The 24,665-nt window shown below is 68.1% G+C and carries 25 protein-coding genes and 1 other RNA gene; 9 read left to right on the top strand and 17 right to left on the bottom strand.

The genetic code is table 11. The features are described 5' to 3' along the window. Positions 1 to 2: 2 nt before the first annotated feature. The gene (gene fur, locus U8331_RS07475; protein ID WP_481130444.1) at positions 3 to 404 is read right to left on the bottom strand and encodes a ferric iron uptake transcriptional regulator; all 402 of its coding nucleotides are present in this window, start codon (positions 402 to 404) and stop codon (positions 3 to 5) included. A gap of 145 nt (positions 405 to 549) precedes the next feature. Here fur and U8331_RS07470 point away from each other — a divergent pair, with 145 nt between their 5' ends. Then, positions 550 to 930 (top strand): outer membrane protein assembly factor BamE, encoded by a 381-nt coding sequence (locus U8331_RS07470; RefSeq protein ID WP_481130443.1) that lies wholly within the window; start codon positions 550 to 552, stop codon positions 928 to 930. Positions 931 to 966: 36 nt separating this feature from the next. Here the strand turns inward: U8331_RS07470 and U8331_RS07465 are convergent, their stop codons facing one another. Further along, a complete protein-coding gene (locus U8331_RS07465; RefSeq protein WP_481130442.1) occupies positions 967 to 1,227 on the bottom strand; it encodes an RnfH family protein in 261 nt (86 codons plus the stop codon). Beyond that, on the bottom strand, positions 1,224 to 1,652 hold the full coding sequence (locus U8331_RS07460) for a type II toxin-antitoxin system RatA family toxin (RefSeq protein ID WP_481130441.1): 429 nt from the start codon (positions 1,650 to 1,652) through the stop codon (positions 1,224 to 1,226). Before U8331_RS07460 ends, U8331_RS07465 begins: the two co-directional genes overlap by 4 nt. Before the next feature lie 71 nt (positions 1,653 to 1,723). Between U8331_RS07460 and smpB the strand changes: the two genes are divergently transcribed. Next, positions 1,724 to 2,227, top strand: coding sequence for an SsrA-binding protein SmpB (gene smpB / locus U8331_RS07455; protein WP_481130440.1), 504 nt, complete (start codon positions 1,724 to 1,726; stop codon positions 2,225 to 2,227). A gap of 23 nt (positions 2,228 to 2,250) precedes the next feature. On the opposite strand, the gene U8331_RS07450 is transcribed toward smpB, so the two are convergent. Further along, entirely contained in the window at positions 2,251 to 4,431 is a 2,181-nt protein-coding gene (locus tag U8331_RS07450; protein WP_481130439.1) for a CHASE domain-containing protein, read from the bottom strand. A gap of 128 nt (positions 4,432 to 4,559) precedes the next feature. Here U8331_RS07450 and ssrA point away from each other — a divergent pair. Then, positions 4,560 to 4,913, top strand: a transfer-messenger RNA (tmRNA) gene (ssrA, locus tag U8331_RS07445). A 54-nt stretch (positions 4,914 to 4,967) separates the two neighbouring features. Here ssrA and U8331_RS07440 read toward each other — a convergent pair. Together U8331_RS07440 and U8331_RS07435 are read right to left on the bottom strand one after the other, a co-directional pair. Further along, positions 4,968 to 5,435: a DUF2269 family protein gene (locus U8331_RS07440; RefSeq protein ID WP_481130438.1), complete on the bottom strand. Its 468-nt coding sequence runs from the start codon at positions 5,433 to 5,435 to the stop codon at positions 4,968 to 4,970. After that, positions 5,432 to 6,664 (bottom strand): SDR family oxidoreductase, encoded by a 1,233-nt coding sequence (locus U8331_RS07435; RefSeq protein ID WP_481130437.1) that lies wholly within the window; start codon positions 6,662 to 6,664, stop codon positions 5,432 to 5,434. The genes U8331_RS07440 and U8331_RS07435 overlap by 4 nt, the downstream gene beginning before the upstream one ends. On the opposite strand from U8331_RS07435, the gene U8331_RS07430 reads away from it, so the two are divergent. The 4 genes from U8331_RS07430 (at position 6,647) to U8331_RS07415 (ending at position 9,597) form a co-directional block, all read left to right on the top strand. Beyond that, positions 6,647 to 7,198: a hypothetical protein gene (locus tag U8331_RS07430; RefSeq protein WP_481130436.1), complete on the top strand. Its 552-nt coding sequence runs from the start codon at positions 6,647 to 6,649 to the stop codon at positions 7,196 to 7,198. The two genes, U8331_RS07435 and U8331_RS07430, sit on opposite strands and share 18 nt — an antisense overlap. Positions 7,199 to 7,410: 212 nt before the next feature. Beyond that, positions 7,411 to 8,574: a zinc-dependent alcohol dehydrogenase gene (locus U8331_RS07425; RefSeq protein ID WP_481130435.1), complete on the top strand. Its 1,164-nt coding sequence runs from the start codon at positions 7,411 to 7,413 to the stop codon at positions 8,572 to 8,574. Position 8,575: 1 nt separating this feature from the next. Next, positions 8,576 to 9,151: a cysteine hydrolase family protein gene (locus U8331_RS07420; protein WP_481130434.1), complete on the top strand. Its 576-nt coding sequence runs from the start codon at positions 8,576 to 8,578 to the stop codon at positions 9,149 to 9,151. A gap of 134 nt (positions 9,152 to 9,285) precedes the next feature. Beyond that, positions 9,286 to 9,597 carry a hypothetical protein gene (locus U8331_RS07415; RefSeq protein ID WP_481130433.1) on the top strand — a complete coding sequence of 104 codons (312 nt, stop codon included), beginning with the start codon at positions 9,286 to 9,288 and terminating at the stop codon, positions 9,595 to 9,597. Between the two features lie 21 nt (positions 9,598 to 9,618). On the opposite strand, the gene U8331_RS07410 is transcribed toward U8331_RS07415, so the two are convergent. Further along, a complete protein-coding gene (locus tag U8331_RS07410; protein WP_481130432.1) occupies positions 9,619 to 9,915 on the bottom strand; it encodes a PQ-loop domain-containing transporter in 297 nt (98 codons plus the stop codon). Positions 9,916 to 10,185: 270 nt separating this feature from the next. Here U8331_RS07410 and U8331_RS07405 point away from each other — a divergent pair, with 270 nt between their 5' ends. Beyond that, positions 10,186 to 10,401 (top strand): hypothetical protein, encoded by a 216-nt coding sequence (locus tag U8331_RS07405; RefSeq protein WP_481130431.1) that lies wholly within the window; start codon positions 10,186 to 10,188, stop codon positions 10,399 to 10,401. A gap of 67 nt (positions 10,402 to 10,468) precedes the next feature. On the opposite strand, the gene U8331_RS07400 is transcribed toward U8331_RS07405, so the two are convergent. From U8331_RS07400 to U8331_RS07390, 3 genes are read right to left on the bottom strand one after another with little or no spacing between them, the layout of a single operon-like run. Next, entirely contained in the window at positions 10,469 to 11,167 is a 699-nt protein-coding gene (locus U8331_RS07400) for a sensor histidine kinase (protein WP_481130430.1), read from the bottom strand. After that, positions 11,160 to 12,899 carry a response regulator gene (locus U8331_RS07395; protein ID WP_481130429.1) on the bottom strand — a complete coding sequence of 580 codons (1,740 nt, stop codon included), beginning with the start codon at positions 12,897 to 12,899 and terminating at the stop codon, positions 11,160 to 11,162. Before U8331_RS07395 ends, U8331_RS07400 begins: the two co-directional genes overlap by 8 nt. Further along, positions 12,884 to 18,292, bottom strand: a complete 5,409-nt coding sequence (locus U8331_RS07390; RefSeq protein WP_481130428.1) for a HAMP domain-containing protein — start codon at positions 18,290 to 18,292, stop codon at positions 12,884 to 12,886. Before U8331_RS07390 ends, U8331_RS07395 begins: the two co-directional genes overlap by 16 nt. Positions 18,293 to 18,434: 142 nt before the next feature. On the opposite strand from U8331_RS07390, the gene U8331_RS07385 reads away from it, so the two are divergent. Continuing rightward, a complete protein-coding gene (locus U8331_RS07385; protein ID WP_481130427.1) occupies positions 18,435 to 19,022 on the top strand; it encodes an MgtC/SapB family protein in 588 nt (195 codons plus the stop codon). A gap of 184 nt (positions 19,023 to 19,206) precedes the next feature. Here the strand turns inward: U8331_RS07385 and U8331_RS07380 are convergent, their stop codons facing one another. The 7 genes from U8331_RS07380 to U8331_RS07350 all read right to left on the bottom strand — a co-directional run bounded on the left by U8331_RS07380 (position 19,207) and on the right by U8331_RS07350 (position 24,659). Next, entirely contained in the window at positions 19,207 to 19,908 is a 702-nt protein-coding gene (locus U8331_RS07380) for a YiaD family glycine zipper/OmpA-like lipoprotein (protein WP_481130426.1), read from the bottom strand. A gap of 116 nt (positions 19,909 to 20,024) precedes the next feature. Then, positions 20,025 to 21,116 (bottom strand): alanine racemase, encoded by a 1,092-nt coding sequence (alr, locus tag U8331_RS07375; protein ID WP_481130425.1) that lies wholly within the window; start codon positions 21,114 to 21,116, stop codon positions 20,025 to 20,027. A gap of 18 nt (positions 21,117 to 21,134) precedes the next feature. Beyond that, on the bottom strand, positions 21,135 to 22,556 hold the full coding sequence (locus U8331_RS07370) for a replicative DNA helicase (protein WP_481130424.1): 1,422 nt from the start codon (positions 22,554 to 22,556) through the stop codon (positions 21,135 to 21,137). 230 nt (positions 22,557 to 22,786) lie between these two features. Then, the gene (gene rplI, locus U8331_RS07365) at positions 22,787 to 23,239 is read right to left on the bottom strand and encodes a 50S ribosomal protein L9 (protein WP_481130423.1); all 453 of its coding nucleotides are present in this window, start codon (positions 23,237 to 23,239) and stop codon (positions 22,787 to 22,789) included. Between the two features lie 71 nt (positions 23,240 to 23,310). Beyond that, positions 23,311 to 23,541, bottom strand: coding sequence for a 30S ribosomal protein S18 (gene rpsR / locus U8331_RS07360; RefSeq protein WP_031372470.1), 231 nt, complete (start codon positions 23,539 to 23,541; stop codon positions 23,311 to 23,313). A gap of 26 nt (positions 23,542 to 23,567) precedes the next feature. After that, complete coding sequence (gene rpsF / locus U8331_RS07355) at positions 23,568 to 24,005, bottom strand: 30S ribosomal protein S6 (protein WP_481130422.1); 438 nt, start codon at positions 24,003 to 24,005, stop codon at positions 23,568 to 23,570. Positions 24,006 to 24,320: 315 nt separating this feature from the next. Further along, positions 24,321 to 24,659 (bottom strand): HesB/IscA family protein, encoded by a 339-nt coding sequence (locus tag U8331_RS07350; protein WP_481130421.1) that lies wholly within the window; start codon positions 24,657 to 24,659, stop codon positions 24,321 to 24,323. Positions 24,660 to 24,665: the final 6 nt, after the last annotated feature.

Here is a 24,665-nt window from a genome sequence, read left to right as displayed (position 1 = left end):
GCTCAGCGCTTCCTGCGCACGTAGAGCACCAGCGAGTGCTCTTCGATCTCGTACCCGTGCTCGGCGGCGATCCTCGCCTGCAGCGTTTCGATCTCGGCGCTCTCGAACTCGATGATCTTGCCGGTGTCGATGTCGACCATGTGGTCGTGGTGCTGGCCGCGGTCGAGCTCGTACACCGACTGCCCCGACTCGAAGTTGTGCTTGAGCACCAGGCCGGCGGCTTCGAACTGGGTCAGCACCCGGTACACGGTGGCCAGGCCGATGTCCTCGCCCTGATCGAGCAGCAGGCGGTAGATGTCCTCGGCGGTCATGTGGCGGGGCTTGGCCTGCTCGAGCAACTCCAGGATCCGCATCCGCGGATGGGTCACCTTGAGGCCGGCCTTGCGTAGGTCATGCGATTCCATTGGCGCTCCCTGTCGGCACCCGATGGCGTCCTTCGCACCCGCGGAATGCCACGTGAATACAACGGCGGCAGCGCCGCGCAGCAACGGGTTCAGTGTATCATCGGGCGTTCCCTGCCTGCCGTCCGAAACGATGCCCAAGCACCCGATGCCTACGCTCCTGCTCGCCCTTTCCGTTGCCGCGACCGCCGCCGGCTGCGGCATCGTCTACCGCCAGCCGATCTACCAGGGCAACCTGCTCGAGTCGAGCGCGGTCGAGCAGCTGCAGGCGGGCATGAGCAAGCAGCAGGTGCTCGGCATGCTGGGCTCGCCGTCGATCCAGGACCCGTTCCACCACGACCGCTGGGACTACACGTCGACCCAGCGCACCGACCGGCTGGCGACCACCCGGATCAAGAACCTGACCCTGTGGTTCGAAAACGACCAGCTGACCCGCTGGGAGGGCGAGTACTTCCCGGAGCAGGACCAGGAAATCGCCCAGTCCTCGCGCAAGCAGTTCGGTCCCAACCTGGCCAAGGACAAGGAATAACCGGAACCGGCCGGACCGGGATCCGGCCGGACGCGCTCAGCGCGGTTGGCTGCCGGCGCGCCGCCGGCGCGCTTCCTTCGGGTCGACCAGCAACGGCCGCAACAGCTCGATGCGGTCGCCCTCGTGCAGCAGCGTGCCGGGGCCCGCGCTGACGCCGAATACGGCGCAGGGCACCGGCTGGTCCGCCACGGCGATCCCGGCGGCGTGCAACGCGTCGAGCACGCAGGCACCCGAGGGCAGCTCCAGCGCGATGCGCTCGAACCGCCGCGGCCAGGCGCGGACCACTTCCACTTTCATTCCCCGCGGTCCGCGACCCGCACGAAATCGTCGACCATGCGGTCGGCCAGCCGCTGGAACCCCAGCGCCAGCGCCGGACCCAGCAGCCGCACGGTCGGTTCGAAGTCCAGCGACAGGCTGACCTTGCACGACGACTCGTCCAGCGAATGGAACTCCCAGCGACCGGAGAGCCGGCGGAACGGGCCATCCACCAGCCGGAGGTCGATGTGGTGCGGCGGCGACATCGTGTTCTCGGTGGTGAACCAGGTCCGCAGCGCGCCGAGCCCCAGGTCCAGCCGCGCCACCATGCGGTTCTCCGACGACTCGATCACGCTGGCGGCGTCGCACCAGTCGAACCGGCGCGGGTACGCCGCCACGTCGTTGACCAGCGCGAACATGTGCGCGGCGGAATGCTCGACAAGGGCGGTACGGCGAATGCTGGGCACGGCGACCTGATATTTCGGAGTGGATTTCGCGCCATTCGCGCATCGGGCCCGCAATCGGGGACAATGTGGCGATGGCCAAGAAGAACAAGACCGGCAAGGATAAGGGAAACGGCGGGGGCGGCACCATCGCGCTGAACAAACGCGCGCGCCACGACTACCACCTGGAGCAGCGTTTCGAAGCCGGCTTGGCCCTGCAGGGCTGGGAAGTGAAGTCCATCCGCGCCGGGCGCGCCAACATCGGCGAGAGCTACGCGGTGGTGCGTGGCGGCGAGATCTTCCTGTTCGGCGCACAGATGACGCCGCTGATCTCCGCCTCCACCCACGTGGTCGCCGAGGAGCGCCGCACCCGCAAGCTGCTGCTGCACCGGAACGAGATCGACACGCTGATCGGCCGCGTGCAGCGCGACGGCTACACCGTCGTGCCCACGTCCATGTACTGGAAAGGCAACCGCATCAAGCTCGAACTGGCGCTGGCCAAGGGCAAGCAGACCCACGACAAGCGCCAGGCCGACAAGGACCGCGACTGGGCCCGCGAGAAGCAGCGGGTCATGCGTCGGCACAACAAGGACGCATAGCGCTCCGGCAACGCCAGGCGGGCCTACGCTTGCTCGCCGGGCTGTACTTCCGGCAGGGTGAAGTAGAACGTCGCGCCCTCGCCCGCCCGCCCCTCGGCCCGGATCGAGCCGCCGTGCCGCTCGACGATGCGCTTGACCGACGCCAGGCCGATGCCATGGCCGGCGAATTCGCTCTGGTCGTGCAGACGCTGGAACGGCCGGAACAGCTTGTCGACGTATTCCTGGTCGAAGCCGGCACCGTTGTCGCGGACAAAGAACTCGCCGCCCTCCCGGCCGAACTCGACGCGCGGATGCGGCTGGCCGCGGGTGAACTTCCACGCGTTGCCGATGAGGTTCTCGAGCAGGTTGCGCAGCAACGTCGCGTCGCCTTCGGCATGCAGGCCCGGCTCGATCCGCGTGTCCACCGGGTGGTCGTCGTCGCCCGCGCGCAGATCCTCGATCAGCTCCGTCGCCACGCGGCTGAGGTCGATGTGTTCGTGCTTGATCGGCGAACGCGTCACCCGTGACATCTTCAGCAGGGCGTCGATCAGCTCGCCCATCCGGTTGGCCGCGTTGCGCACGCGCCCGAGGTAACCCTGCCCCGCCTCGTCCAGCCGATCCACATAGCGCTCGGCGAGTACCTTGCTGAAACCGTCGATCGCCCGCAGCGGCGCGCGCAGGTCGTGGGACACGCTGTAGGCGAATGCCTCGAGCTCCTGGTTGGCCTGGCTCAGTTCGCGCGTGCGCAGGGCCACCCGGTGCTCCAGCGTGCGGTTGAGCGCGTGCACCCGCGCCTCGGCCTGCAGGCGCTCGGTGACGTCCTCGGCCTGCACCAGGCCAGCGATGTCCTGCCCCAGGCTGCCCGGCACCGGCGCGTAGGTGAGCTGTGCCAGCCGCGGCTCGCCGCCTTCGCGGTGCAGCCGACGGGTCTGGCGGTGCACCCCGCGCTCGTCCGCGGCGTGGGCGTCATCGGTGCTCGCCCCGTGGTCCTCGAACAATGCGTCGAAGCGCTCCCCCACCAGCGAATCCGGGACGCGTCCGACGATGGTGCCGAACGCGGGGTTCGCCTCGACGATATGGCCCTGGCTGTCGAGCAGCACCTTGCCGATAGCCGAGTACTGCATCGCGGTGCGGAAGCGTTCCTCGCTGCGCCGGTAATCCTCGGTCAACCGCAGCGCGATGCGTTGGGCGCGCGACTCGGTCTGTGCCAGTGTCCACGCAATCGCGTACATCAGCAGCGAAGCGAACAGCCCCAGGGCGAGCGTGCTTTGCAGGTTGCGCAGGCGCGGCGCCGCGGCGGCCAGCGGGGCCGATTCGAACTCCAGCCGCCAGCGCCGTCCGTAATTGTCGAACTCCACCTCGTGGCTGAAGGCGGGCGGCTGCCGGACCTCGCCGGTTTCGCTGGTGAACAGCAGTTGCGAGCCCCCACCGGTGATGTCGTAGATGCGGAAGCGCGCCTGGTGCGAGCCCAGCGCCTCGCCGACGAAGCTGTCCACCCGGAACGGCACGTACACCCAACCGAGCATGGCGTCGCGCCGTCCGGCTTCGGTCTGCGGTCGCGCGCCGTTGCGGTAGACCGGCAGGTAGAGCAACAGCCCGGTACGCCGGGCGGCGCCGTCCTGCACGAGGTGGACCGGGCCGGTCAGCGAAGGACGGCCGGACTCCAGCGCCTTGTCCATCGCGGCGCGGCGGGTCGGCTCGGAATACATGTCGAACCCGACCGCCGCCACGTTCTCCGGCGTGCGCGGCTCCAGGTAAAGGACGGGCCCGTAATGGGTGCGCAGACCGTGCGGCCGCACATCCAGCAGGCCCCAGCCCGCCTGGTTCCACTCCATCTGCAGGTCGTCCAGGCGCGCCTGGCTCACAAAACCCGCAAAGCCCAGCCCGACCATGCCGGAGAACCGCAGTTCCACGTCCATTCCATCGGCAAACCCGTACCACTGGCTCGGCGTCGGCCGGTCGACCGAAGCGAACAGCGCCGAGCCACCGCCCGCCACCAGCTCGTAGTTGACCATCCGCTGCTTGAGCAGTTCGGTGATCTCCTGGGTGTTGGCGACGAACCGGGCATCGGCGGCGCGCAGTTCGCGGTCGTAGGCGATGCGCCACAACGCCAGCACCGACGCGAGCGAGGCGATCAGCACCACCAGTGCCCACAGGTGCCCGCGCAAGGGCCGCAGGCGGCTGCGCAGGGTGGGCTCGGTTCGCTCGTCGGCGTGATCGTCCATGGGCTGCAAGCATACAAGCCACGCACCGGGCCGTCCGTCTGAACCCCAAGCGAGCAGGCAGGCCGCGGACGCTTGAGTCCGCCTGCCCTGCCCCTATACTGGCCGGGTCAGCGAACTTGCAATTCCCCGGGGGTGCACTGGCTTCGACGGGGGTCGCGAAATCGCCTGGCGCATGCCGAGGGGGTAGCTTTCCTCGTAAATCCAGCTGCAAAACTTTAGTTGCCAACGACGACAACTACGCACTGGCCGCTTAAGGCCTAAGCCCCGAAATCGCTTGTGTCCGTGCTCGCGACGTAGGGTCATTATCACGGAATCGCCGGGAGTGGCCGCCTGCCAGCACCCGGTTAACCCAAAGCAGGCTGGTTCCCTGATGCGCTTTGCGCGCCGTGCTGTCAGGGGACGAGATCCAACGGAGCGCTAAGCATGTAGTGCCGGGGATGGAGTGCCTTCGGACGGCGGTTCGATTCCGCCCACCTCCACCATCAACAGCAGAACAGCCCGCCCGGTGCGGGCTTTTTTGTGCGCGGACGCCGGGCTCAGTAGGGCTTGGCGACCATCAGGTAGAAGATCGCCAGGAACGACGCCAGCGCCGGGAAACCCAGCGTTGTCCAGATCGCGAAGTAGCGCCGGTACAGCGGCGGCAAGGCCCTGCCCTCGGCGGCGGCGGCTACGGCGATGTCGCGCAGGCGGACCTGAAGCCACAGCACCGGCAGCCAGCATGCGGCGGCGAGCACGAACAGCGCCGTGGACCACACGATCCACTTCGCCCCCAGCGGGACGCCCATCAGGTGGGCCAGGTAAAAGCCCGTGACCGGCTGCACCACCATCGTGGTGGCGGTGAACCACCAGTCGGCGATGACCACCCAGCGCGCCACCACGGCGATGGCGTGGACGTCTCGCGTGCGGCTGACGAAGAACAGGTAGAACGCGGTGCCGATGCCGGTGCCGAACAGCAGCGTCGACGACAGGATGTGCAGCCACTTGACGATGAAGTACTCGTTCACCCGACACGCTCCGGTCGGTCCAGCTGGTGCAGCAGCCAGATCATCGCGAGGATCGGCACGTTCTTGAGGACCGGCCCATACGGATGGGCCCAGAACTCCGGCAGGCAGACGCTGATAACGGCCGTGTAGCCGATGATCAAAGCGGCCTGCAGCCGGTAAAGCCACTGGCGTCTGCGCAGCGCCAGGGTGGCCACGCCGAACGCGAAGTCCAACGCGGCCGCGCCGTACAGCGCGAGCATGGCCATCGTCCCGGTGAGCCCGGTCCGGGCCAGCAGCGCCAGACTGTCTTCAACCGGGTAGATCCACGCCGAGACGACGGCAGTGACGATCCACATCACGGCCAGGCTCACCCGCAGCACCGGCAGCAGCCAGCGCAGGGTCGCGACGGCGCGGACGGCGACTGCCGCGTGCGGTTCGATGAAGGCAGGCGCGCTTCGCGGCGGACGGCCGAGCAGCCGGGTGATCGGCTTCGAGTCGGCGCAGTTGCCGCGTTCGAGCATAGCGAGCGTGTCAGGGGTGACGATCGCGCCCGGCAGGTGACCAGCGATCGCGGCCGCGGCCCGCGCGAGCCGCCGCGGCACCGGCAGTACCCATGCCGGCGGCAGCGACATCGCCCCCCGCAACGCCGCCAGGTAACCGCGCAGGGTCAACGGCTCCGGCCCCACCGCCGCGACGCGCGTGGGTGGATCACGCTGCGCCACCAGCCTTACCACCGCATCGCAAAGGTCCTGCAGGTGGATGGGTTGCAGGCATTGGTGGCCGCCCCCCGGCAGCGCGAGCACCGGCAGCGTCGCCAGCGTGGTGAACCAGCGCGCACTCGTGCCGTGCGGCGCGTAGACCAGCGACGGCTGCAAAACCGTGGCGCGAAGCGGCAACGCGGCCAGGTGGCGATCGGCCTCCCGCTTGCTCTGGTGGTATGCGCTGCAGGCCTCCGCGTCAGCGCCCAGCGCCGACACCTGGATGACATGGTTTACACGCGCCTCCACGCAGGCTTTGAACAGCGCCCTGGGTGCCTGCACGTGCACCGTCTCGAACGTCTGCCTGCCCCGTGAGCCGAGAATGCCGACCGCATTGATAACCACGTCCATCCCCGCCACGCGCCCGCGCCAGTCGCCGGGCTGGAGGTCGCGGGTGAAGTCGACGGCGACCGCGCGATGGCCGGGCCAGCGCCGGTGCGCCGCGGCGGTATCCCGTACGCCGAGTACCAGCTCATGACCGGCATCCGCCAACGCCTCCACCAGCGCCGCGCCGAGGAACCCGGTCGCGCCGAGCAGCAGGACGCGACCCGGCCCGTGGGAGCGGAAGCCTGGCGTACCGCCCTGCGCCGGGCGTGGTTCTCCGGCAGCCTCGCCAGTCTCCTGTGCACCCTGGTGGTGTCCGTGTTCGGACGCGGTCGCCGCAACGCCCCCGCGCGCGGCACCAACGCCACCAGTCACTGGGTCTGGGGTGATCGCGCGATCCGCCGCTCTTCGGCCAGCCTGCGCTACACCGCGCTGGGATACGCGATCCACCATGCCAGCTCGGTGTTCTGGGCCACCGGGTTCGAACGCTGGCGCCTGAGCCGCGAATGGCCGCTCGCCCGCCATCCGGTGGCCGTCGCCACCGCTGTCGCGACGGTCGCGTGGGTGGTGGATTACAAAGTGGTCCCCAGCCGGTTGACGCCGGGATTCGAACACCACCTCACGTGCCGGGGTCTGGCGGGTGCGTACGTCGCATTCGGGACCGGACTGGTACTGGCCGCCTGGCTGCGCAGGCACCGCTGATCCACGCCCGCGAACGGGGGAAACCCGTGCGGGCGATTCCGGCGTCTGCGGGTGGACGGGCATGCCGACGATCGTCGATTGCCCGGCGACACCATCACGTGAACATCCGGGCACCTTCGCGGCCGGCACCTTCGCGACGAACCCTCTTCGCGGCTCACCTCTGCATGACGCTATCGCTGGTATTCCGGGGATCCCACCTCCGGAGCCCCCCCATGCAGGCACTGACCTACCACGGCGCCAAGGATGTCCGCGTCGAAGCCGTACCCGATCCCATCATCCAGCAGCCCGACGACATCGTGCTTCGAGTGACCGCGACGGCGATCTGCGGCTCCGACCTGCACCTGTACCGCGGCAAGATCCCGGCGGTGCATGACGGCGATATTCTCGGGCACGAGTTCATGGGCGTGGTCGAGGAGGCGGGCGCAGGGGTGACCCGCTGCCGCAAGGGCGACCGGGTGGTGATCCCCTTCACCATCTCGTGCGGCGAATGCTTCTTCTGCAACCTGGAGCAGTACGCCTGCTGCGAGACCACCAACGACGGCCGCGGCGCCATCCTCAACCGCAAGGAGATCACCCCGCCGGCGGCGCTGTTCGGCTACAGCCACCTCTACGGCGGCGTACCCGGCGGCCAGGCCGAATTCGTCCGTGTCCCCAAGGCCAATACCGGACCGCTGGTCATACCCGGGAGCCTGGGCGACGAGCAGGTCCTGTTTCTCTCGGACATCCTGCCCACCGGATACCAGGCCGTGCTCAACGCCGAGGTGCGGGAGGGCTCCACCGTGGCCATCTTCGGTGCCGGCCCGGTCGGCCTGATGGCGGCCGCGTGCTGCCGCATGCTCGGCGCCGAGCGCATCTTCATGGTCGACCATCACCAGTACCGGCTCGACTTCGCCGCGCAGACCTACGGGGTCATCCCGATCAATTTCGACGAGTGCGACGACCCGGCCGAACTGATCATCGAGCAGACCGCGCACCGCGGCGTCGACGCCTGCATCGAGGCGGTCGGCTTCGAGGCCAAGGGCAGCACGACCGAAACCGTGCTGACCGCGGTCAAGCTCGAAGGCAGCAGCGGCAAGGCGCTGCGCCAGTGCATCGCCGCGACGCGCCGCGGCGGTATCGTCAGCGTGGCCGGCGTGTACGCCGGTTTCATCCATGGTTTCCTGTTCGGCGACGCGTTCGACAAGGGCCTGACCTTCCGCATGGGCCAGACCCACGTACAGCGCTACATGCCAGAGCTGCTGCGGTTCATCGAGGAAGGCCGGCTGGCGCCGGACGTCATCATTTCGCACCGGATGAAACTGGCCGACGCCGCGCGCGGCTACGAGATGTTCGAGGAAAAGCAGGACGACTGCCGCAAGATCGTCCTCACGCCCTGACATGTCGAAGACCCGGAGCCCCCGCGATGCGCGCGCCACCGACCGTGGCGCGCTGCTGATCGTCGACATGATCAACCCGCTGGACTTCGAGGGCGGCCAGGCCATGCGCCCGCAGGCGATCGCCGCCGCCCGGCGCATCGCCGCGCTCAAGAAGCGCCTGAAAGCCGACGGCACGCCGGCAATCTACGTCAACGACAACTTCATGCGGTGGCAGGCGGATTTCAGTGAGATCGTCGCCGTATGCAGACACGACACGGCCGGTGCACCGCTGGCCGAGCTGTTGCCGCCGGAGTCGGACGACTATTTCATCCTGAAGCCGAAACATTCGGGCTTCTTCTCCACCCCGCTGCCGATCCTGCTGAAAAAACTCGAAGCCACCCGCCTGATCATCACCGGGGTGGCGGCGGACGGCTGCGTGCTCACCACCGCGACCGACGCCCACATGCGCGAATACCAGGTACACGTGCCGCGCGATTGCGTGGCATCCATCAGCCAGATGCGGACCGACCGTGCACTGGGCCTGATGAAGGATTCCATGAAACTGGACGTGCGCACCTCCCGATACGCCACACCGTGAGGGTTCCGTGCGGCGGTTCCGTGCGGGACGGAGGGGCGCCGTTTCCCATGAAAGATTCAGGCCCGGGTTTGCACTCGGCACCCGACGGGGCCAAGATGGCACGGGCAGGGGGGCTGTTCAGGGAGGGATCTTCGATGTCCGCTCAAACCGCACAAACGGCTCCGAGTTTCGTCGACTTCGACGGCGAGCTGCGCTACTGGAGTTCCCACTACGCCGAGTCGTCTTTCTGCCGGCCCGGACTTGCCTACGAAGACTTCGAGCCAGCGTTCAAACTCGGGATCAACGTGTTCCTCCACGGCCACGGCCGCTCGTTCGACGAACAGAGCAGCGAGCTTGCCGATGCCTACAACCGCACCCGGGGCAGCAGCCCGTTGGACTGGAACGAAGCCCGGCCCGCGGCGGCCGCGGCGTGGCGGCGGATGCAGGAGAAGCTCGTCAGCGCCTGATCTTCCACGAAGGTGCCGACCTCAGGCGTCGCAACGCTCCTGCGCGGCGGCGCCCGCTTCGGCGAGCCGCCGGTTGCGACGGAAGATCGCCTGCCCCACCAGCGCGGTCAGCAGCAGGGTGCCGTTGGTGACCACGAATACCCAGTTGCCGATGATCCAGCTGTAGAGCGTGAATCCCACGCTCGCCGCCAGTTGACCCACGAACAGCCAGGACGACACACCTGCAACGCTGCGCTCGCGCCATTGCACCCATACCTGGCGAACAAGCGTGGCGATCAGTATCGCCGAGGCCGCCCAACCCAGTACGTCGGCGCCCATGGGTCAGGTCCTGTCCGTGGCCGTGCACGGCTGGGCATCGGATTCCCGCCGCATCCTGGCGCTTCTTGCTTCAGACATTTGCTTACCGCGCATCCGTTGCCCTCACTCGTGGTTCGCCGTTCGCCGGCGCTGCGTGCTCGTGAGTCCGGATCGTAGGAAGCAGGCAGCGAAACGCCCGTGAAACCCGCCATCCCGCCATGTACTCACGCCGCCTTAGCGGCGCCCCGCCGTATCGTTGGCTCAAAGGCCCGATGGCCGAGGAGACGACACATGAGCATGCAACCGAACCAGCACGACAATCGTCAGGGCGGCGCACCGGAACAGACCGGCAACCACGCTGGCCAGGCCCATCAGGCGCCTCGCGACGCCGACGAACGCAAGCGTCACGAGAACGAAAACCAGGACGAGGCGCTGGAAGAAACCTTCCCGGCGAGCGACCCGGTTTCGCCGTTCATCCCGGCGCAGGCACCGACCGAGCCGAACTGACTTCCCGGACCGCTGCTGCCGCGGGGTCCGCAGCCACGGGCCCGCCCGGCTCGCCGGTGGGATCCGCTCAGTCGGCAGCAAGCGGGAGCCGGAGCTCCACCACGGCCGTTTCGCCACCCTCGTCGCTGGTGTGGATTCCGCCGCCGTGGGCGTTGGCAATGGCCTGGGCGATCAACAACCGCATGCCCAGCCCCTCGTCGAAGGGCACCTGCTGGGAGTCATTGAACAGTTCGGCGGTTTCGCCGCGTTTCCACGCGCAGCCCGGCGTCGCCACGGTGATCGCCACGCCCTCTTCGACCCGGGCACCCACGCTGACCGGTGCCGCGCGCGCCTGCATGAAGGCGATGAGGGTCGACAGCATCTGCACCAGGCGCTGGGCGTCACCGGTCACCTGCACGGCATCGAGCGCCGCCGGCACCTCGAGCGCGATGCCCGATGACAGGTTCGCGCAGGCCAGGTCCAGCAGCATCGGCACCGCGATGTTCTCCCGGTGACCGACCAGCCGGTCCCGGCGTGCCCGCATCCAGTCGGACACCTCCTGCACCATCGCGCTCAGGCGATGGGTCTGGCGATCGATGACCTCCAGCAGGTCCTGCTGGCGTGCACGATCCACGTCGTCGCGACGCAGCAGGTAGGCCGCGGTCTGCAACGGCGACAGCGGTCCGCGCAGGTCGTGCGCGAGCCGCTCGAAGAAGCGGATCGTCGGATCGTCACCGGACGTGCCGGGACTTCCTTCCGCGCCAGTCCTGCCCTGCACGTCAGCCACTGGCCTGCACCTTCACCGGCGCACGGCGCACCGGCTCGCTGCACAGCCGCTGGATCGCGTCGAGCGCCGGCGGCTTGACCAGGTGCTCGTCGAACCCCGCGTCGCGGGTGCGCTGGCGGTCTTCCGGCTGGCCCCAGCCCGTCACGGCAACGATCTCGATGTCGTCGAACCCCGGCATCCCGCGCAGCTGCGGTGCCAGTTCGTAGCCGCTCAGACCCGGCATCCCGACATCCAGGAACACGATGTCGGGGCGGAAGGTCTCGACCTCTCCGGTCACCGCGTGCGGGTCGTAAAGGCGACGCACATCGTGGCCGAGCATCTCGATCATCATCGCCAGTGTATCTGCGGCGTCGCGGTTGTCGTCGACCACCAGCACGCGCTTCTGAATACCGGCGACCGCCACCGCCGCGGGCGGACCCGATACTTCGTCCGGGACCGGCAACAGGGGCAGCGACACCTCGAACGTGGCGCCGCGGCCGAGGCCGTCGCTGGACACGGTGACCCGACCGTCGTGCATCTCTGCCAGCCGCCGCACGAGGGTCAAGCCGATACCGAGACCGCCGTGGGCGCGGTCGATGGCGGTGTCCACCTGCGAGAACATCTCGAAGATCCGGCTCGCCTGTTCCGGCTCCAGGCCGATCCCGGTGTCGTGCACGCGGACCTCCACGGCATCGGCCTTCCGGTTGATGACCGCGGACAGCTCGATGCGTCCATGCGGTTCGGAATACTTCGCCGCGTTGTTGAGCAGGTTCGCGAACACCTGCGACAGCCGCGCCTGGTCGGCCACGAGCCTCACCGGCTGCTCGGGCAGCGTCAGCACCAGGTCGTGTTCGCCCTGCTCGATGGAGGGACGCGCGATCTCGATCGCCGAATCGATGATCTCGTGCAGCGATGTCGGGTGCTTGCGCAGGGTCAATTTCGCCTGGCTGATACGGGCGATGTCCAGCAGGTCGTCGATCAGCCGCACGAGCAGCGACAGCTGCCGCTCCATCAGGCTCTGCAGGTGCGAATCACCCGCCGGCTCGGCCAGGCGCCGGATGCTCAGCGCGTTCTGCAGCGGTGCCAGCGGGTTGCGCAACTCGTGCGCCAGCGTGGCGAGGAACTCGTCCTTGCGCCGGTCGGCCTCCCGCAGCAACTGCTCCACCCGCTTGCGTTCGGCGATCTCGCCGTGCAGTTCGACGTTCTGCGCGCCCAGCGCGGCGTTGGCCTTGCGCAGGGATTCGTTGAGGACCTCGAGCTCGCGTTCCTGCTCGGCCTGCAGGGCACGGTTGGCCGCCTCGAGCTTGGCATTCGTCGCCTGCAGCTCCACCCGCTTGCGATGCAACTCGGCCAGCACCACCACCTTGCTGCGCAGGATCTCGGGGATGACCGGCACCATCACGTAGTCGACCGCACCGAGCTTGTAGCCACGCAGGCGGTCCATGTCGGTGATGTTGACCGCGGTGACGAAGATGATCGGGGTCTTCTCGAAGCGCGGGTGCTGGTGGATCAGGCTCGCCGTCTCGAAGCCGTCCATGTCCGGCATGTTGACGTCGAGCAGGATCAGCGCGAAGTCGTCCTCCATCAGGCGCTTGAGCGCTTCCACGCCCGAGCTGGCCTCGACCAGTTCCTCGCCCAGCGGTTCGAGGATCGCGCGGTAGGTCAGCAGGCGACCCGGCTGGTCGTCGACCAGCAGGATCTTGACGGGGCCCTCGACCTTGTCGTCGAACCGGTAGCTCAGCGGTGAAGCCACTGCCGCAGCACTCCCAGCAACTGGTCGGTCACCACCGGCTTGGCGAGGTAGTCGGAGGCACCGGCCTCCAGGCACTTCTCGCGGTCACCCTTCATCGCCTTGGCGGTCAGCGCGACGATCGGTAACGCCCTGGAGCGTGGATCCTCGCGGATGACCCGCATCGTCTCGTAACCGTCCATGCCCGGCATCATGATGTCCATCAGCACCAGGGCGACCTCTTCGTCGGCCGACACCTTGTCGATCGCCTCCTGGCCGGTGCCGGCGGTGATCACGTCCATGCCGTGGCGCTCGAGGACGCTGGACAACGCGAAGATGTTGCGCACGTCGTCGTCCACCACCAGCACGCGCTTGCCGCGCAGGGCATCGTCGGACTCGTGCAGGCTGTGCACCATGCGCTGCTTGGCCGGCGGCAGGTCGGCGATGACCCGGTGCAGGAACAGCGCGGTCTCGTCAAGCAGGCGCTCCGGCGACTCGACGCCCTTGATAACGACGCTTTTTGCGAGCTTCTTCAGCCGGCGATCGTCATCGGCGGTGAGGTCCTTGCCGGTGAACACCACCACCGGCACCTCCCGCAGGGAGGCCTCCTCCTGCAGGCGATCGAGCAGCTCGAAGCCGGTCATGTCGGGCAGTCGAAGATCAAGCACCACGCAATCGTAGGGCTCCCTGCGCATCGCCTCCAGTGCCTCGGCGCCGCTGCCGACCGTGTCGATCGCGACGTCATCGTGGCGGATCAGTTCCTCGATGCTCATCCGCTCGGCGGCGTCGTCCTCCACCACCAGCAGGCGCTTGACCCGCGGCAGCGTGTAGTCCTTGATCCGCTGCAACGCCTCGTCGATGGTTTCGGTGGTCGCCGGCTTGGCCAAGTAGGAGAACGCACCGCGCTCGATGCTCTGGTGGCGCTCCTCCTCCACGGTAACGATCTGCACCGGGATGTGGCGGGTCTCGGAATCCTGCTTGAGCCGCGCCAGCACGGTCCAGCCGAGCATGTCCGGAAGGAAGATGTCGAGCGAGATGGCGTGCGGCTTGTAATCGCGCACCAGCCGCAACGCCTCGGCGCCGCGATTGGCCACCAGCACCCGGAAGCCCTTGGAGCGCGCCATGTCGCGCAGCACCGTGGCGTAGCGCACGTCATCCTCCACCAGCAGCAGGAGCGGCTCGCCGTCGGCCAGGACGTCGCGGTCGTCGTCGATCGCGCGCCGTACCTCGCCCACTTCCTCCTCTTCCGTCGGCGCCGCCAGCAACGCCTTCTCGTGCGCCTTCGCGGCGCGCGCCTCATGGGCGCTGTCCGCCCCGGCGTACGACAGCGGGAGGTAGAGCGTGAAGGTACTGCCCTCGCCCACCACGCTGTGCAGGCGGAGTTCGCCGCCGAGCAGGCCGGCGATCTCGCGACTGATCGCCAGTCCCAGGCCAGTGCCGCCGTACTGGCGCGACGTACCGGCGTCGGCCTGCTGGAACGCCTCGAACACGATGCGCTGCTTGTCCGGCGAAATGCCGATGCCGGTATCGGTGACCTCGAACGCGATTACCGTGGGGGCGGCGTCGAGCACCGCGTGCCCCGGCGTCCAGCCGGTCTGCGCCGAGCGCGCGGTCAACCGCACGCTGCCCTGGGCGGTGAACTTGAACGCATTCGACAGCAGGTTCTTGAGGATCTGCTGCAGGCGCTTGGGATCGCTGTCGAGCGCCCGCCCGAGCTCGGGCGAGAAGTTCACCGAGAACTGCAGCTGGCGCCGCTCGGCCTCGTGCCGGAACGAACGCTCGATGTTCTCGCGCAGGTGCTTGAAGCTGATCTCCTCGTTGTCCACGGTGACGGTGCCCGACTCGATCTTCGACAGGTCGAGGATGTCGCTGATCAGGTGCAGCAGGTCGGTACCGGCGCCATGGATGGTGCTCGCGAACTCGACCTGTCGCGGACTCAGGTTGGCGTCGGCGTTCTCCGACAGCTGCTGGCCCAGGATCAGGATCGAATTCAGCGGCGTGCGCAGCTCGTGCGACATGTTGGCGAGGAACTCGGACTTGTAGCGCGAGGTCAGTGCCAGCTCGGCCGCCTTTTCCTCGAGCGCGCGGCGCGCCTGCTCGATCTGCTGGTTCTTGCGCTCCACCTCGTTCTTCTGCTCGGCCAGCAATGCGGCCTTGAGCGCGATGTCCTCGTTGGTCTGCTGCAGCTCCCGCTGCTGCGCCTGCAACTCACCGGCCAGCTGCTGCGACTGGGCGAGCAGGCGCTCGGTGCGCATCGTCGCCTCGATGGTGTTGAGCACGATGCCGATGCTGCGCGAGAGCTGGTCGAGGAAGGCGCGCTGGGACACGCTGAATTCCGACAGCGAGGCCAGTTCGATGACGGCCTTGATCTGGTCCTCGAACAGCACCGGCAACACGATGACGTTGCGCGGCACCAGGTCGAGCAGGCCCGAGCGGATCTGCACCGAGCCGGGTTCGACGTTCTCCACCACGATCATCTTGGCCTGCGCCGCGCACTGGCCGATCAGGCCTTCGCCGAACTCCAGGCTCGGGCGGCCGTCGGCGGAGCCGGCACTGGCATACGCGGCCAGCTGGCGCAGGTACGGAGTCCGGCCGGGCTCGTCGCCGTCGACGACGTACATCAGACCCTGGTGGGCGTCGACCAGCGGTGCCAGTTCGCTCAGCAGCATGGTGCCCAGGGTCACCAGGTCACGCTGACCCTGCATCATGTTGCTGAAGGTCGCCATGTTGGTCTTCAGCCAGTCCTGCTCGCGACCGCTCTCGGTGGTCGCGCGCAGGGTGCCGATCATGACGTTGATGTTGTCCTTCAGATCGGCGAGCTCGCCGCGCACGTCGACCTGGATCTCGCGGGTCAGGTCGCCCTGGGTCACCGCGGTAGCGACCTCCGCGATCGCGCGGACCTGGGTGGTCAGGTTGGCCGCCAGCTGGTTCACGTTGCCGGTCAGGTTCTCCCAGATGCCGGCGGTACCCGGCACCTTGGCCTGGCCGCCCAGGCGACCTTCGACGCCGACTTCGCGCGCCACCGTGGTCACCTGGTCGGCGAAGATCGCCAGCGTGTCGGTCATCGAGTTGATGGTGTCGGCCAGCTCGGCGATCTCTCCCTTGGCCTCCACCGTCAGCTTCTTGCTGAGGTCACCGGTGGCGACCGCGGTCACCACCTGCGCGATGCCGCGCACCTGGGTGGTGAGGTTGGTGGCCATCGAGTTGACGTTGTCGGTCAGGTCGGCCCAGGTGCCGGCCACGCCGGGCACGGTCGCCTGGCCGCCGAGCTTGCCCTCGGTGCCCACCTCGCGCGCCACGCGGGTCACCTCGGCCGCGAAACTGTTGAGCTGGTCCACCATCGTGTTGAGGGTGTCCTTCAGCTGCAGGATTTCGCCCTGCGCGTCCACGCCGATCTTGCGCGACAGGTCGCCCTTCGCCACCGAGGTCGCGACCTCGGCGATGTTGCGCACCTGGCTGGTCAGGTTGGACGCCATCGAGTTGACGTTGTCGGTCAGGTCCTTCCACGTACCGGCCACGCCGGGCACGCGCGCCTGGCCGCCGAGCTTGCCCTCGGTGCCGACCTCGCGCGCCACGCGCGTCACTTCCGCGGCGAAGGAGTTGAGCTGGTCCACCATCGTGTTGATGGTGTCCTTGAGCTCGAGCATCTCGCCCTTCACGTCCACCGCGATCTTGCGCGACAGGTCGCCCTTCGCCACCGCCGTGGTGACTTCCGCGATGTTGCGCACCTGGCTGGTCAGGTTGGACGCCATCGCGTTGACGTTGTCGGTCAAATCGGCCCAGGTGCCGGCCACGCCGGGCACGGTCGCCTGGCCGCCGAGTTTGCCTTCGGTGCCGACCTCGCGCGCCACGCGGGTCACCTCGGCGGCGAAGCTGTTGAGCTGGTCCACCATCGTGTTGATGGTGTCCTTGAGCTGCAGGATCTCGCCCTGCGCGGTCACGGCGATCTTGCGCGACAGGTCGCCCTTCGCCACCGCGGTGGTCACCTCGGCGATGTTGCGCACCTGGCTGGTCAGGTTGGACGCCATCGCGTTCACCGAGTCGGTGAGGTCGGCCCAGGTGCCGTCGACACCCGGCACCGTGGCCTGGCCACCGAGCTTGCCCTCGGTGCCCACCTCGCGCGCCACGCGGGTCACCTCGGCCGCGAAGCTGTTGAGCTGGTCCACCATCGTGTTGAGCGTGTTCTTGAGCTCGAGCAGCTCGCCACGCACGTCCACGGTGATCTTGCGCGACAGGTCGCCCTTCGCCACCGCGGTGGTGACTTCCGCGATGTTGCGCACCTGGCTGGTCAGGTTGGACGCCATCGAGTTCACGTGGTCGGTGAGGTCCTTCCACGTGCCGGCGACGTCCGGCACCTGCGCCTGACCGCCGAGCTTGCCCTCGGTACCCACCTCGCGGGCCACGCGGGTCACCTCCGCGGCGAAGCCGTTGAGCTGGTCCACCATCGTGTTGATGGTGTTCTTGAGCGCGAGGATCTCGCCCTGCGCGTCCACCGCGATCTTGCGCGACAGGTCGCCCTTCGCCACCGCGGTGGTCACCTCGGCGATGTTGCGCACCTGGCTGGTCAGGTTGGACGCCATCGCGTTGACCGAGTCGGTGAGGTCCTTCCACGTACCGGCGACACCGGGCACCACCGCCTGGCCTCCGAGCTTGCCGTCGGTGCCGACCTCGCGCGCCACGCGTGTCACTTCCGACGCGAAGCTGCGCAGCTGGTCCACCATCGTGTTGATGGCCTCCTTCAACTGAGCCATCTCGCCGCGCACGTCGGCGGTGATCTTGCGCGAGAGGTCGCCGTCGGCCACCGCGATGGTGACTTCGGAGATGTTGCGCACCTGGGTGGTCAGGTTGGAGGCCATCTGGTTCACCGAATCGGTGAGCTCCTTCCAGACGCCCGACACGCCCTTGACCTTGGCCTGGCCACCGAGGCGGCCGGCGGTGCCCACCTCGAGCGCGACGCGGGTCACCTCGGCGGAGAACTCGCCCATCTGCTCGATCATGCGGTTCACGATCGTGGCCGACCGGAGGAACTCGCCCTGCAGCGGGCGGCCATCGGTCTCCAGCGGCACGGTGCGGGTGAGGTCACCCTTGGCGACGCCCGCGGTGGCCTCGGTCATCGTCTCGATCGGCCGCACCAGGTCGTCGATCAGGTTGTTGACGGACTGCTGCATGCCCAGCCACGCGCCCGAGTGGTTGGTCACCGCCAACCGCTTGCGGGTCTGCCCTTCCCGGCCGACCACCTGGCCGACGCGGTCGAGTTCCTGCGACAGGTGCCGGTTGCTGGCGACGATCGCGTTGAAGCAATCGGCGATCTTGCCCTGGATGCCGTCCCAGTGGACCGGCAACTGGACGCTGAAATCGCCGTCCCGGACGGCGCACAGCGCCTCCAGCAGCCGCTGCGCGGCAACTTCGTCGGACATCTTCTGCTCTTTCGCGGTCGCGGGGACCGGAGCTTCTTCGCGCGCTGCGCGTCTGGTAGTTGTTGCCACGCCTTAGCTCCCCCTGAGCAATCAAGCGATAACCGCGTGAAATTTTTTCGAAATTATCCTATCCGACGTGATGATGCGTTCACGGGACGTCTACAACGCCCGCCGAATCGGGTGCGCCGGCGTCGCACTGACGACGCATTTACGCACGTCCATGGAAGCTGTGGCCATGGATTGGACGATACAGCTGGACGCGGTCTGGGCGACCGCGATCGCGATGGTGCTTGGCGGCCTGGTCGGCGTGGAGCGGGAACTGAAGGACCGGCCGGCGGGTTTCCGGACCCACATGCTGGTCGCGGGCGCGGCGTCGCTGCTGGTCGGTATCGGCCGGCTTGCCCTCGATGACCCGGCCGTGCTGAACGCGATGCCTTCGCACCTGAGGATCGACCCGCTCCGTCTCGTCGAGGCGGTGATCGCCGGCGTCGCATTCATCGGCGCCGGCACCATCTTCGGGCGCCGTCACGGCGACACGGTGGCCGGCATCACGACGGCGGCCTCGCTGCTGATGGTCGCGGTGATCGGCATTGCCGCGGGCTTTCACTACTACATGCTGGCGACGACCGCGACGGTGCTGACGCTCGGGGTGCTGACGCTGCTCAATCTGTGCGACCGGTGGCTCAAGCGCGGGAAATCCGGGACTCGAGGCGGTGGAATGCGGGAGTAGCCGTGTGCCGGCTATCGGGGCCTTGTAGGAGCGGCTTCAGCCCCGATCAGAGAGTTGGCACAGCACAACTACCAAATCGCGGCTGAAGCCACTCCTACAAAGGCATCGGCATCCGTCGCAGCAGCAACGCCAAAAGAAACGGGCCCGCGAGGGGCCCGTTGCACTCTTCCGCAAACGCTGCGGATCAGGAGCGGATCGGCACCAGGGTGATCTCCACCCGGCGGTTCTGCGCACGACCCGCGTCGGTGTCATTGCTGGCGATCGGCCGGCTTTCGCCCGCGCCGGTGATGATGAAGCGATCGCGCATGAGGCCCTTGGACATCAGGTAATTGCCGACCGCGTCGGCGCGCCGCACCGAGAGCTGCTGGTTGTAGGCATCGGTGCCCTTGCTGTCGGTGTGGCCGGCCACCTCGACGATGGTCTGGTTGTATTCGCGCAGGGTTGCGGCGACGTCGTCGAGCACCGGGTAGAACTGCGACTGCAGCGCGGAGCTGTCAAACCCGAAGGTGATGTTGTCCGGCATGTTCAGGGTGATGTTGTCGCCCTGCCGCACCACGTCGACGCCGGTGCCGGCCATGCGCTCGCGCAACGCGCGCTCCTGACGGTCCTGGTAGTTGCCGATGGCACCGCCGGCCAGACCACCGACGCCGGCGCCCACCAGGGCGCGCTGGCGGCGTTCGGTGGCGTCGTCGCCGCTGAGCAGACCGGCCACCGCACCGACCGCGGCGCCGATCAGCGCCCCTCGCTTGGTGCGGTCGTTGGTCGGATCGGGTCCCTGCCCGTACGGGTCCTGCTGGCCGTAGTAGCCACCGCCAGTGGTGGCGCAGCCGGCGAGCATCGCGCTCATGACCGCGGCGGCAAGCGTGTAGCGTGTCGAAGTCTTCATGTGTGTCCCTTTGGCTGTGGCCGTTAACCGGGGCCAAGCTAAACACGCCGACGTATGGGGCGGGTGACGGGGACGGTCGCCTGTTCAGCTTCAGGACGGGTGGGTCGAAAAGCCGCTCAGCGTTCCAGGAAGCGCACCCGCCGGGTGATCGAGCAGGTCAGCTCATAGCCGATCGTGCCGGCGGCGTGGGCGATGGTCTCCACCGGAAGTTCATCCCCCCACAGCGTCACCGGATCGCCGACGCGCGCTCCGTCGACGCCACGCAGATCGATGGTGACCAGGTCCATCGACACGCGCCCGACCAGCCGGGCGCGTCGGCCGTTGACGAGCACCGGCGTGCCCGACGGCGCCGCCCGCGGGTAGCCGTCTCCATAGCCGATCGCGGCCACGCCGATCGGCATGTCCTGCGGGCATTCCCAGGTCGCGGAGTAGCCGATCCGCTCGCCCTGGCGAATGTGGTTGATGGCGATCAGCCGGGTGGCGAATGTCATGGCCGGCCGCAACCCGAAATCGGCGCCGGTCCGCCCGTCCACCACCGACATGCCGTACAGCGCCCCGCCCGCGCGGACCCAGTCCGCATGCGCGTCCGGCCAGCCGAGGATGGCGGCCGAGTTGGCCATCGAGCGCTCGCAGGGCAGTCCGGCGGCGACCTCGTTGAAGATGCGCATCTGCTCCCGCGTCTGCAGGCCGTGCGAGGCGCTGTCCTCGAACTCGTCGGAACTGGCGAAATGGTTGAGCAGCCGGATATCGCCAACCACTCCCCGTAGCGCGGCCAGGCGCGAGTAGGCGGCGCGCGCGGCTTCCGGGGCGAAACCGAGGCGGTGCATGCCGGTGTCCACCTTCAGCCAGCAACCGACCGGCTCGCCGGGCGCGGCCTGCTCGAGCATCTCCAGCTGGCTTTCGTGGTGGATTGCCGAGTCGACGTGCAGGGAACGCAGGCGATCGATGTCGGCCGGTTCGTTGAAGCCCGACAGCAGGAGGATCGGCTGCGACACCCCCGCGGCGCGCAGGCGCTCGGCATCCGACAAGGCTGCGACGCCGAACGCGTCGGCGCCGGCAAGCGCCCGCGCCACCCGTTCCAGGCCGTGCCCGTAACCGTCGGCCTTGACCACCGCCATGACCCGGCTGCCGCGGGCACGGGCACGCACCTGCGCCAGGTTGTGGCGCAACGCACCGGTATCGATGACGGCGGTGGTGGGTCTTGCCATGCGCGCCTGCCCGTGTGGTTACTCGAAGCTGCCGACCGAATCGTGCGCGAGGTTGTCGAAGCGGGTGTACTCGCCGAAGAACTTCAGCTTGATCGACCCGGTCGGACCGTTACGCTGCTTGCCGATGATGACCTCGGCCAGCCCCTTGTCGGGCGAGTTTTCCTTGTTGTAGTAGTCGTCGCGGTAGATGAAGACGATCACGTCGGCGTCCTGCTCGATCGCGCCGGACTCGCGCAGGTCGGCCATCACCGGACGCTTGTCGGCGCGCTGCTCCAGCGAGCGGTTGAGCTGCGACAGCGCGATCACCGGCACGTTGAGCTCCTTGGCCAGGTGTTTGAGCGAGCGCGAGATCTCGGAGATCTCGGTCGCGCGGTTCTCGCTGTTGCCGGGCACCGCCATCAGCTGCAGGTAGTCGATCACCACCAGCCCGAGGTCGTGCTCGCGCTTGAGCCGGCGCGCCTTGGCCCGCAGGGCGTCGGGCGACAGGCCCGGGGTGTCGTCGATGAAGATCTTGGCTTCCTTCAGCATCCGGATCGCGCTGGTGACGCGACTCCAGTCCTCGTCCTCCAGCTGGCCGCTGCGCAGGCGTTGCGCGTTGACCCGGCCGTTGGAGGAGATCAGGCGCAGCGCCAGCTGGCTGGCCGACATTTCCATCGAGAACACCGCGACCGCCTTCTTGCTCTTGATCGCCGCGTACTCGGCGATGTTGAGCGCCAGCGTGGTCTTGCCCATCGCCGGGCGCGCGGCCAGGATCAGCAGGTCGGTCGGCTGCAGGCCGGCGGTCATCTCGTCGAACTCGGTGTAGCCGGTCGGCAGGCCGGTCACGCTGCCGCCGCTGGCGTAGCGCGTCTGCAGCACGTCGAAGGCTTCCGACAGCGCGGTGTTGATCGCGGTGAAGTCGCTGCGCCCCTTGGCACCGGCCTCGGCGATCGCGAACACCTGCTGCTCGGCCGACGACAGGATCTCGCTGCTCTCGCGACCGTCCGGCTGGAAGCCGTCGTTGACGATATTGGTGCCGACCTCGATCAGCTGGCGCAGGACCGCCTTGTCGCGGACGATCTCGGCGTACGCCTTGATGTTGGCCGCCGACGGCGTGGTGCTGGCCAGCTCGATCAGGTACGCGCCGCCGGCGACCTGCTCGGCCTCGCCGAGCGACTCGAACCACTCGCCGAGGGTGACTGCGTCGAACGGCTTGTTCTTCTCGGCCAGCTCGCGGATCGCGCGGAAGATCAGCTGGTGGTCGCGCCGGTAGAAGTCGCGCTCCGCCAGGCTGTCGGCGACGGTGTCGTAGGCCTCCGGCGCGAGCATCAGGCCGCCGAGGACCGCCTGTTCGGCCTCGATCGACTGCGGCGGCACGCGCAGGTGGTCGAGCCGCTGCTCGGCGCGGGTCTCGAAGCGGGAGTCACGGAACTCACCGCGGAAGCCGGGGCGTGCGCTCATCGGGTATCGGTGTCCTGGCTGGGGCCGTCGCTGCAGGGCGCACGCGGGCCGACGGTCCATCGTAGGGCCGGACGCGCCGCAGCGTTGCAGATAAGTCTGTGGATATCGGGTGGATAGCGCGCAGCGGAAGGCGTCCGCGTTTTCTCACGGCCAGGTCGCAGCCGCTGCGACGGCGCAAAAACAAAGGGCGCCTTTCGGCGCCCCTCGCGTGCATCAGCGGTCGATGGAACTCAGACCACTTCGCCCTCGACCACCACCTTGACGGTGGACTCGATGTCGGCGTGCAGGTGGACGACGACCTCGTACTCGCCGGTGCGGCGGATGGCGCCCTCGCCCATGATCACCTCGGACTTCTCGACCGGGTAACCGGCCTTGGTCAGCGCCTCGGCGACGTCGCGGTTGGTGATCGAGCCGTACAGCTTGCCTTCGGTCGCGGCGTTGGCGCGGATGGTGACCGACACGTCGGCGAGCTTGGCCTGGCGGGCCTCGGCCTCGTCGTGCATGGCCTTGGCCTTGGCTTCGTATTCGGCGCGGCGTGCCTCGAACTCGGCCAGGTTGGCCTCGGTCGCCGGCGTGGCCTTGCCCTGCGGGACCAGGAAGTTGCGGCCGTAACCCGGCTTGACGTCGACCTTGTCGCCGAGCTTGCCGAGGTTCTGCACGTTCTGCAGGAGGATCAGTTGCATGGTGTTGCTCCGTATTCGTTAGCGGGGCCGGAGCCCCGCAACACTGGCTGTCCGAATGACCGGGAGGCCGATCAGGCGTTGTGGTTGTCGGTGTACGGGATCAGCGCGAGGAAACGCGCGCGCTTGACCGCCGTGGCCAGCTGGCGCTGGTACTTCGACTTGGTGCCGGTGACGCGGCTCGGGACGATCTTGCCGGTCTCGGTCAGGTACTGGCGCAGGGTGTTGAGATCCTTGTAGTCGATCTCCTTGACGCCCTCGGCGGTGAACTTGCAGAACTTGCGGCGGCGGAAGAACTTGGACATGGCGATGCTGCTCCTAAAGGGCGCGGTCAGGCGGCTTCGTTGGTGTCGTCGGACTTGTCGTCCGAATCGGCGTCGGACTTGCCGCCGTCGTTGTCGTCGTCACGGCGGCGACGCTCGCCACGCTCGGGCTTGTCGCCCTTCTCGTCCTTGAACTTCATGATCAGCGACTGCTCGGTGTCGGCCGCGTCGCGCTTCATGACCAGGTGGCGCAGCACCGCGTCGTTGAAGCGGAAACCGTCGACCAGCTCGTTGAGCACGTCCTGGTTGCACTCGATGTTGAACAGCACGTAGTGGGCCTTGACCAGGTTCTCGATCGGGTAGGCCAGCTGGCGGCGCCCCCAGTCCTCGAGACGGTGGATCTTGCCCTCGCCGCCCTCGATCAGGCCCTTGTAGCGCTCGATCATGGCCGGCACCTGCTCGCTCTGGTCCGGGTGGACCAGGAACACGACTTCGTAATGACGCATGGTGTTTTCCTTGTGGATATCGGCCTTGCGGCCGGGTCAGCCCCCCGCCACCGGTCCGGGCAATCCGGCGGGCGCGGTGGGGCAAGGTTCCTCCGGCTGAGCGGAGGAAGCCGGCAATTATCGCAGGTCCGGCGGCGCCGGGGCAATTGCCCCGCAAGAGCGGCTTCAGCCGCGATGTGGAACCGTCCGCCCGCGCCAGGCACAGGATCGCGGCTGAAGCCGCTCCTACAAAAACCCAGGCCTTACCGCCGCGTGACGGCGTGGACGAGGTGGGCCGGCGGGTTCACGCCACGCCAGCCGCGCGGCACCCGGGGCTCAGGCCGCGTCGGCGTCGGTGGTGAAGCTCTCGCCGCAGCCGCACTCGGCGCTAGCGTTGGGGTTGCGGAACAGGAACTGCTCGCCCAGGCGCTGCTTCACCAGGTCGATGGTGGTGCCGTCGACCTGCGGCAGGCTCAGCGCGTCGACGTAGATGCGCACGCCGTCCTGCTCGAACACGGTGTCGCCGGCGCGCTCGTCCTTCGCCAGGTCGGCGGTGTGCTGCCAGCCCGAGCAGCCGGTCCGGGTCACGCCGAACCGCAGGCCGATCGCATCGGGGGTCTCGGCGAGATAGCGCTGGACGCGGGCAAGCGCGGCGGGGGTCAGACTTACGGCCATGAAACA

Source organism: Lysobacter sp. CC-YZS074, assembly GCF_056739745.1.
This window is presented reverse-complemented; position numbering and strand designations above follow the sequence as displayed.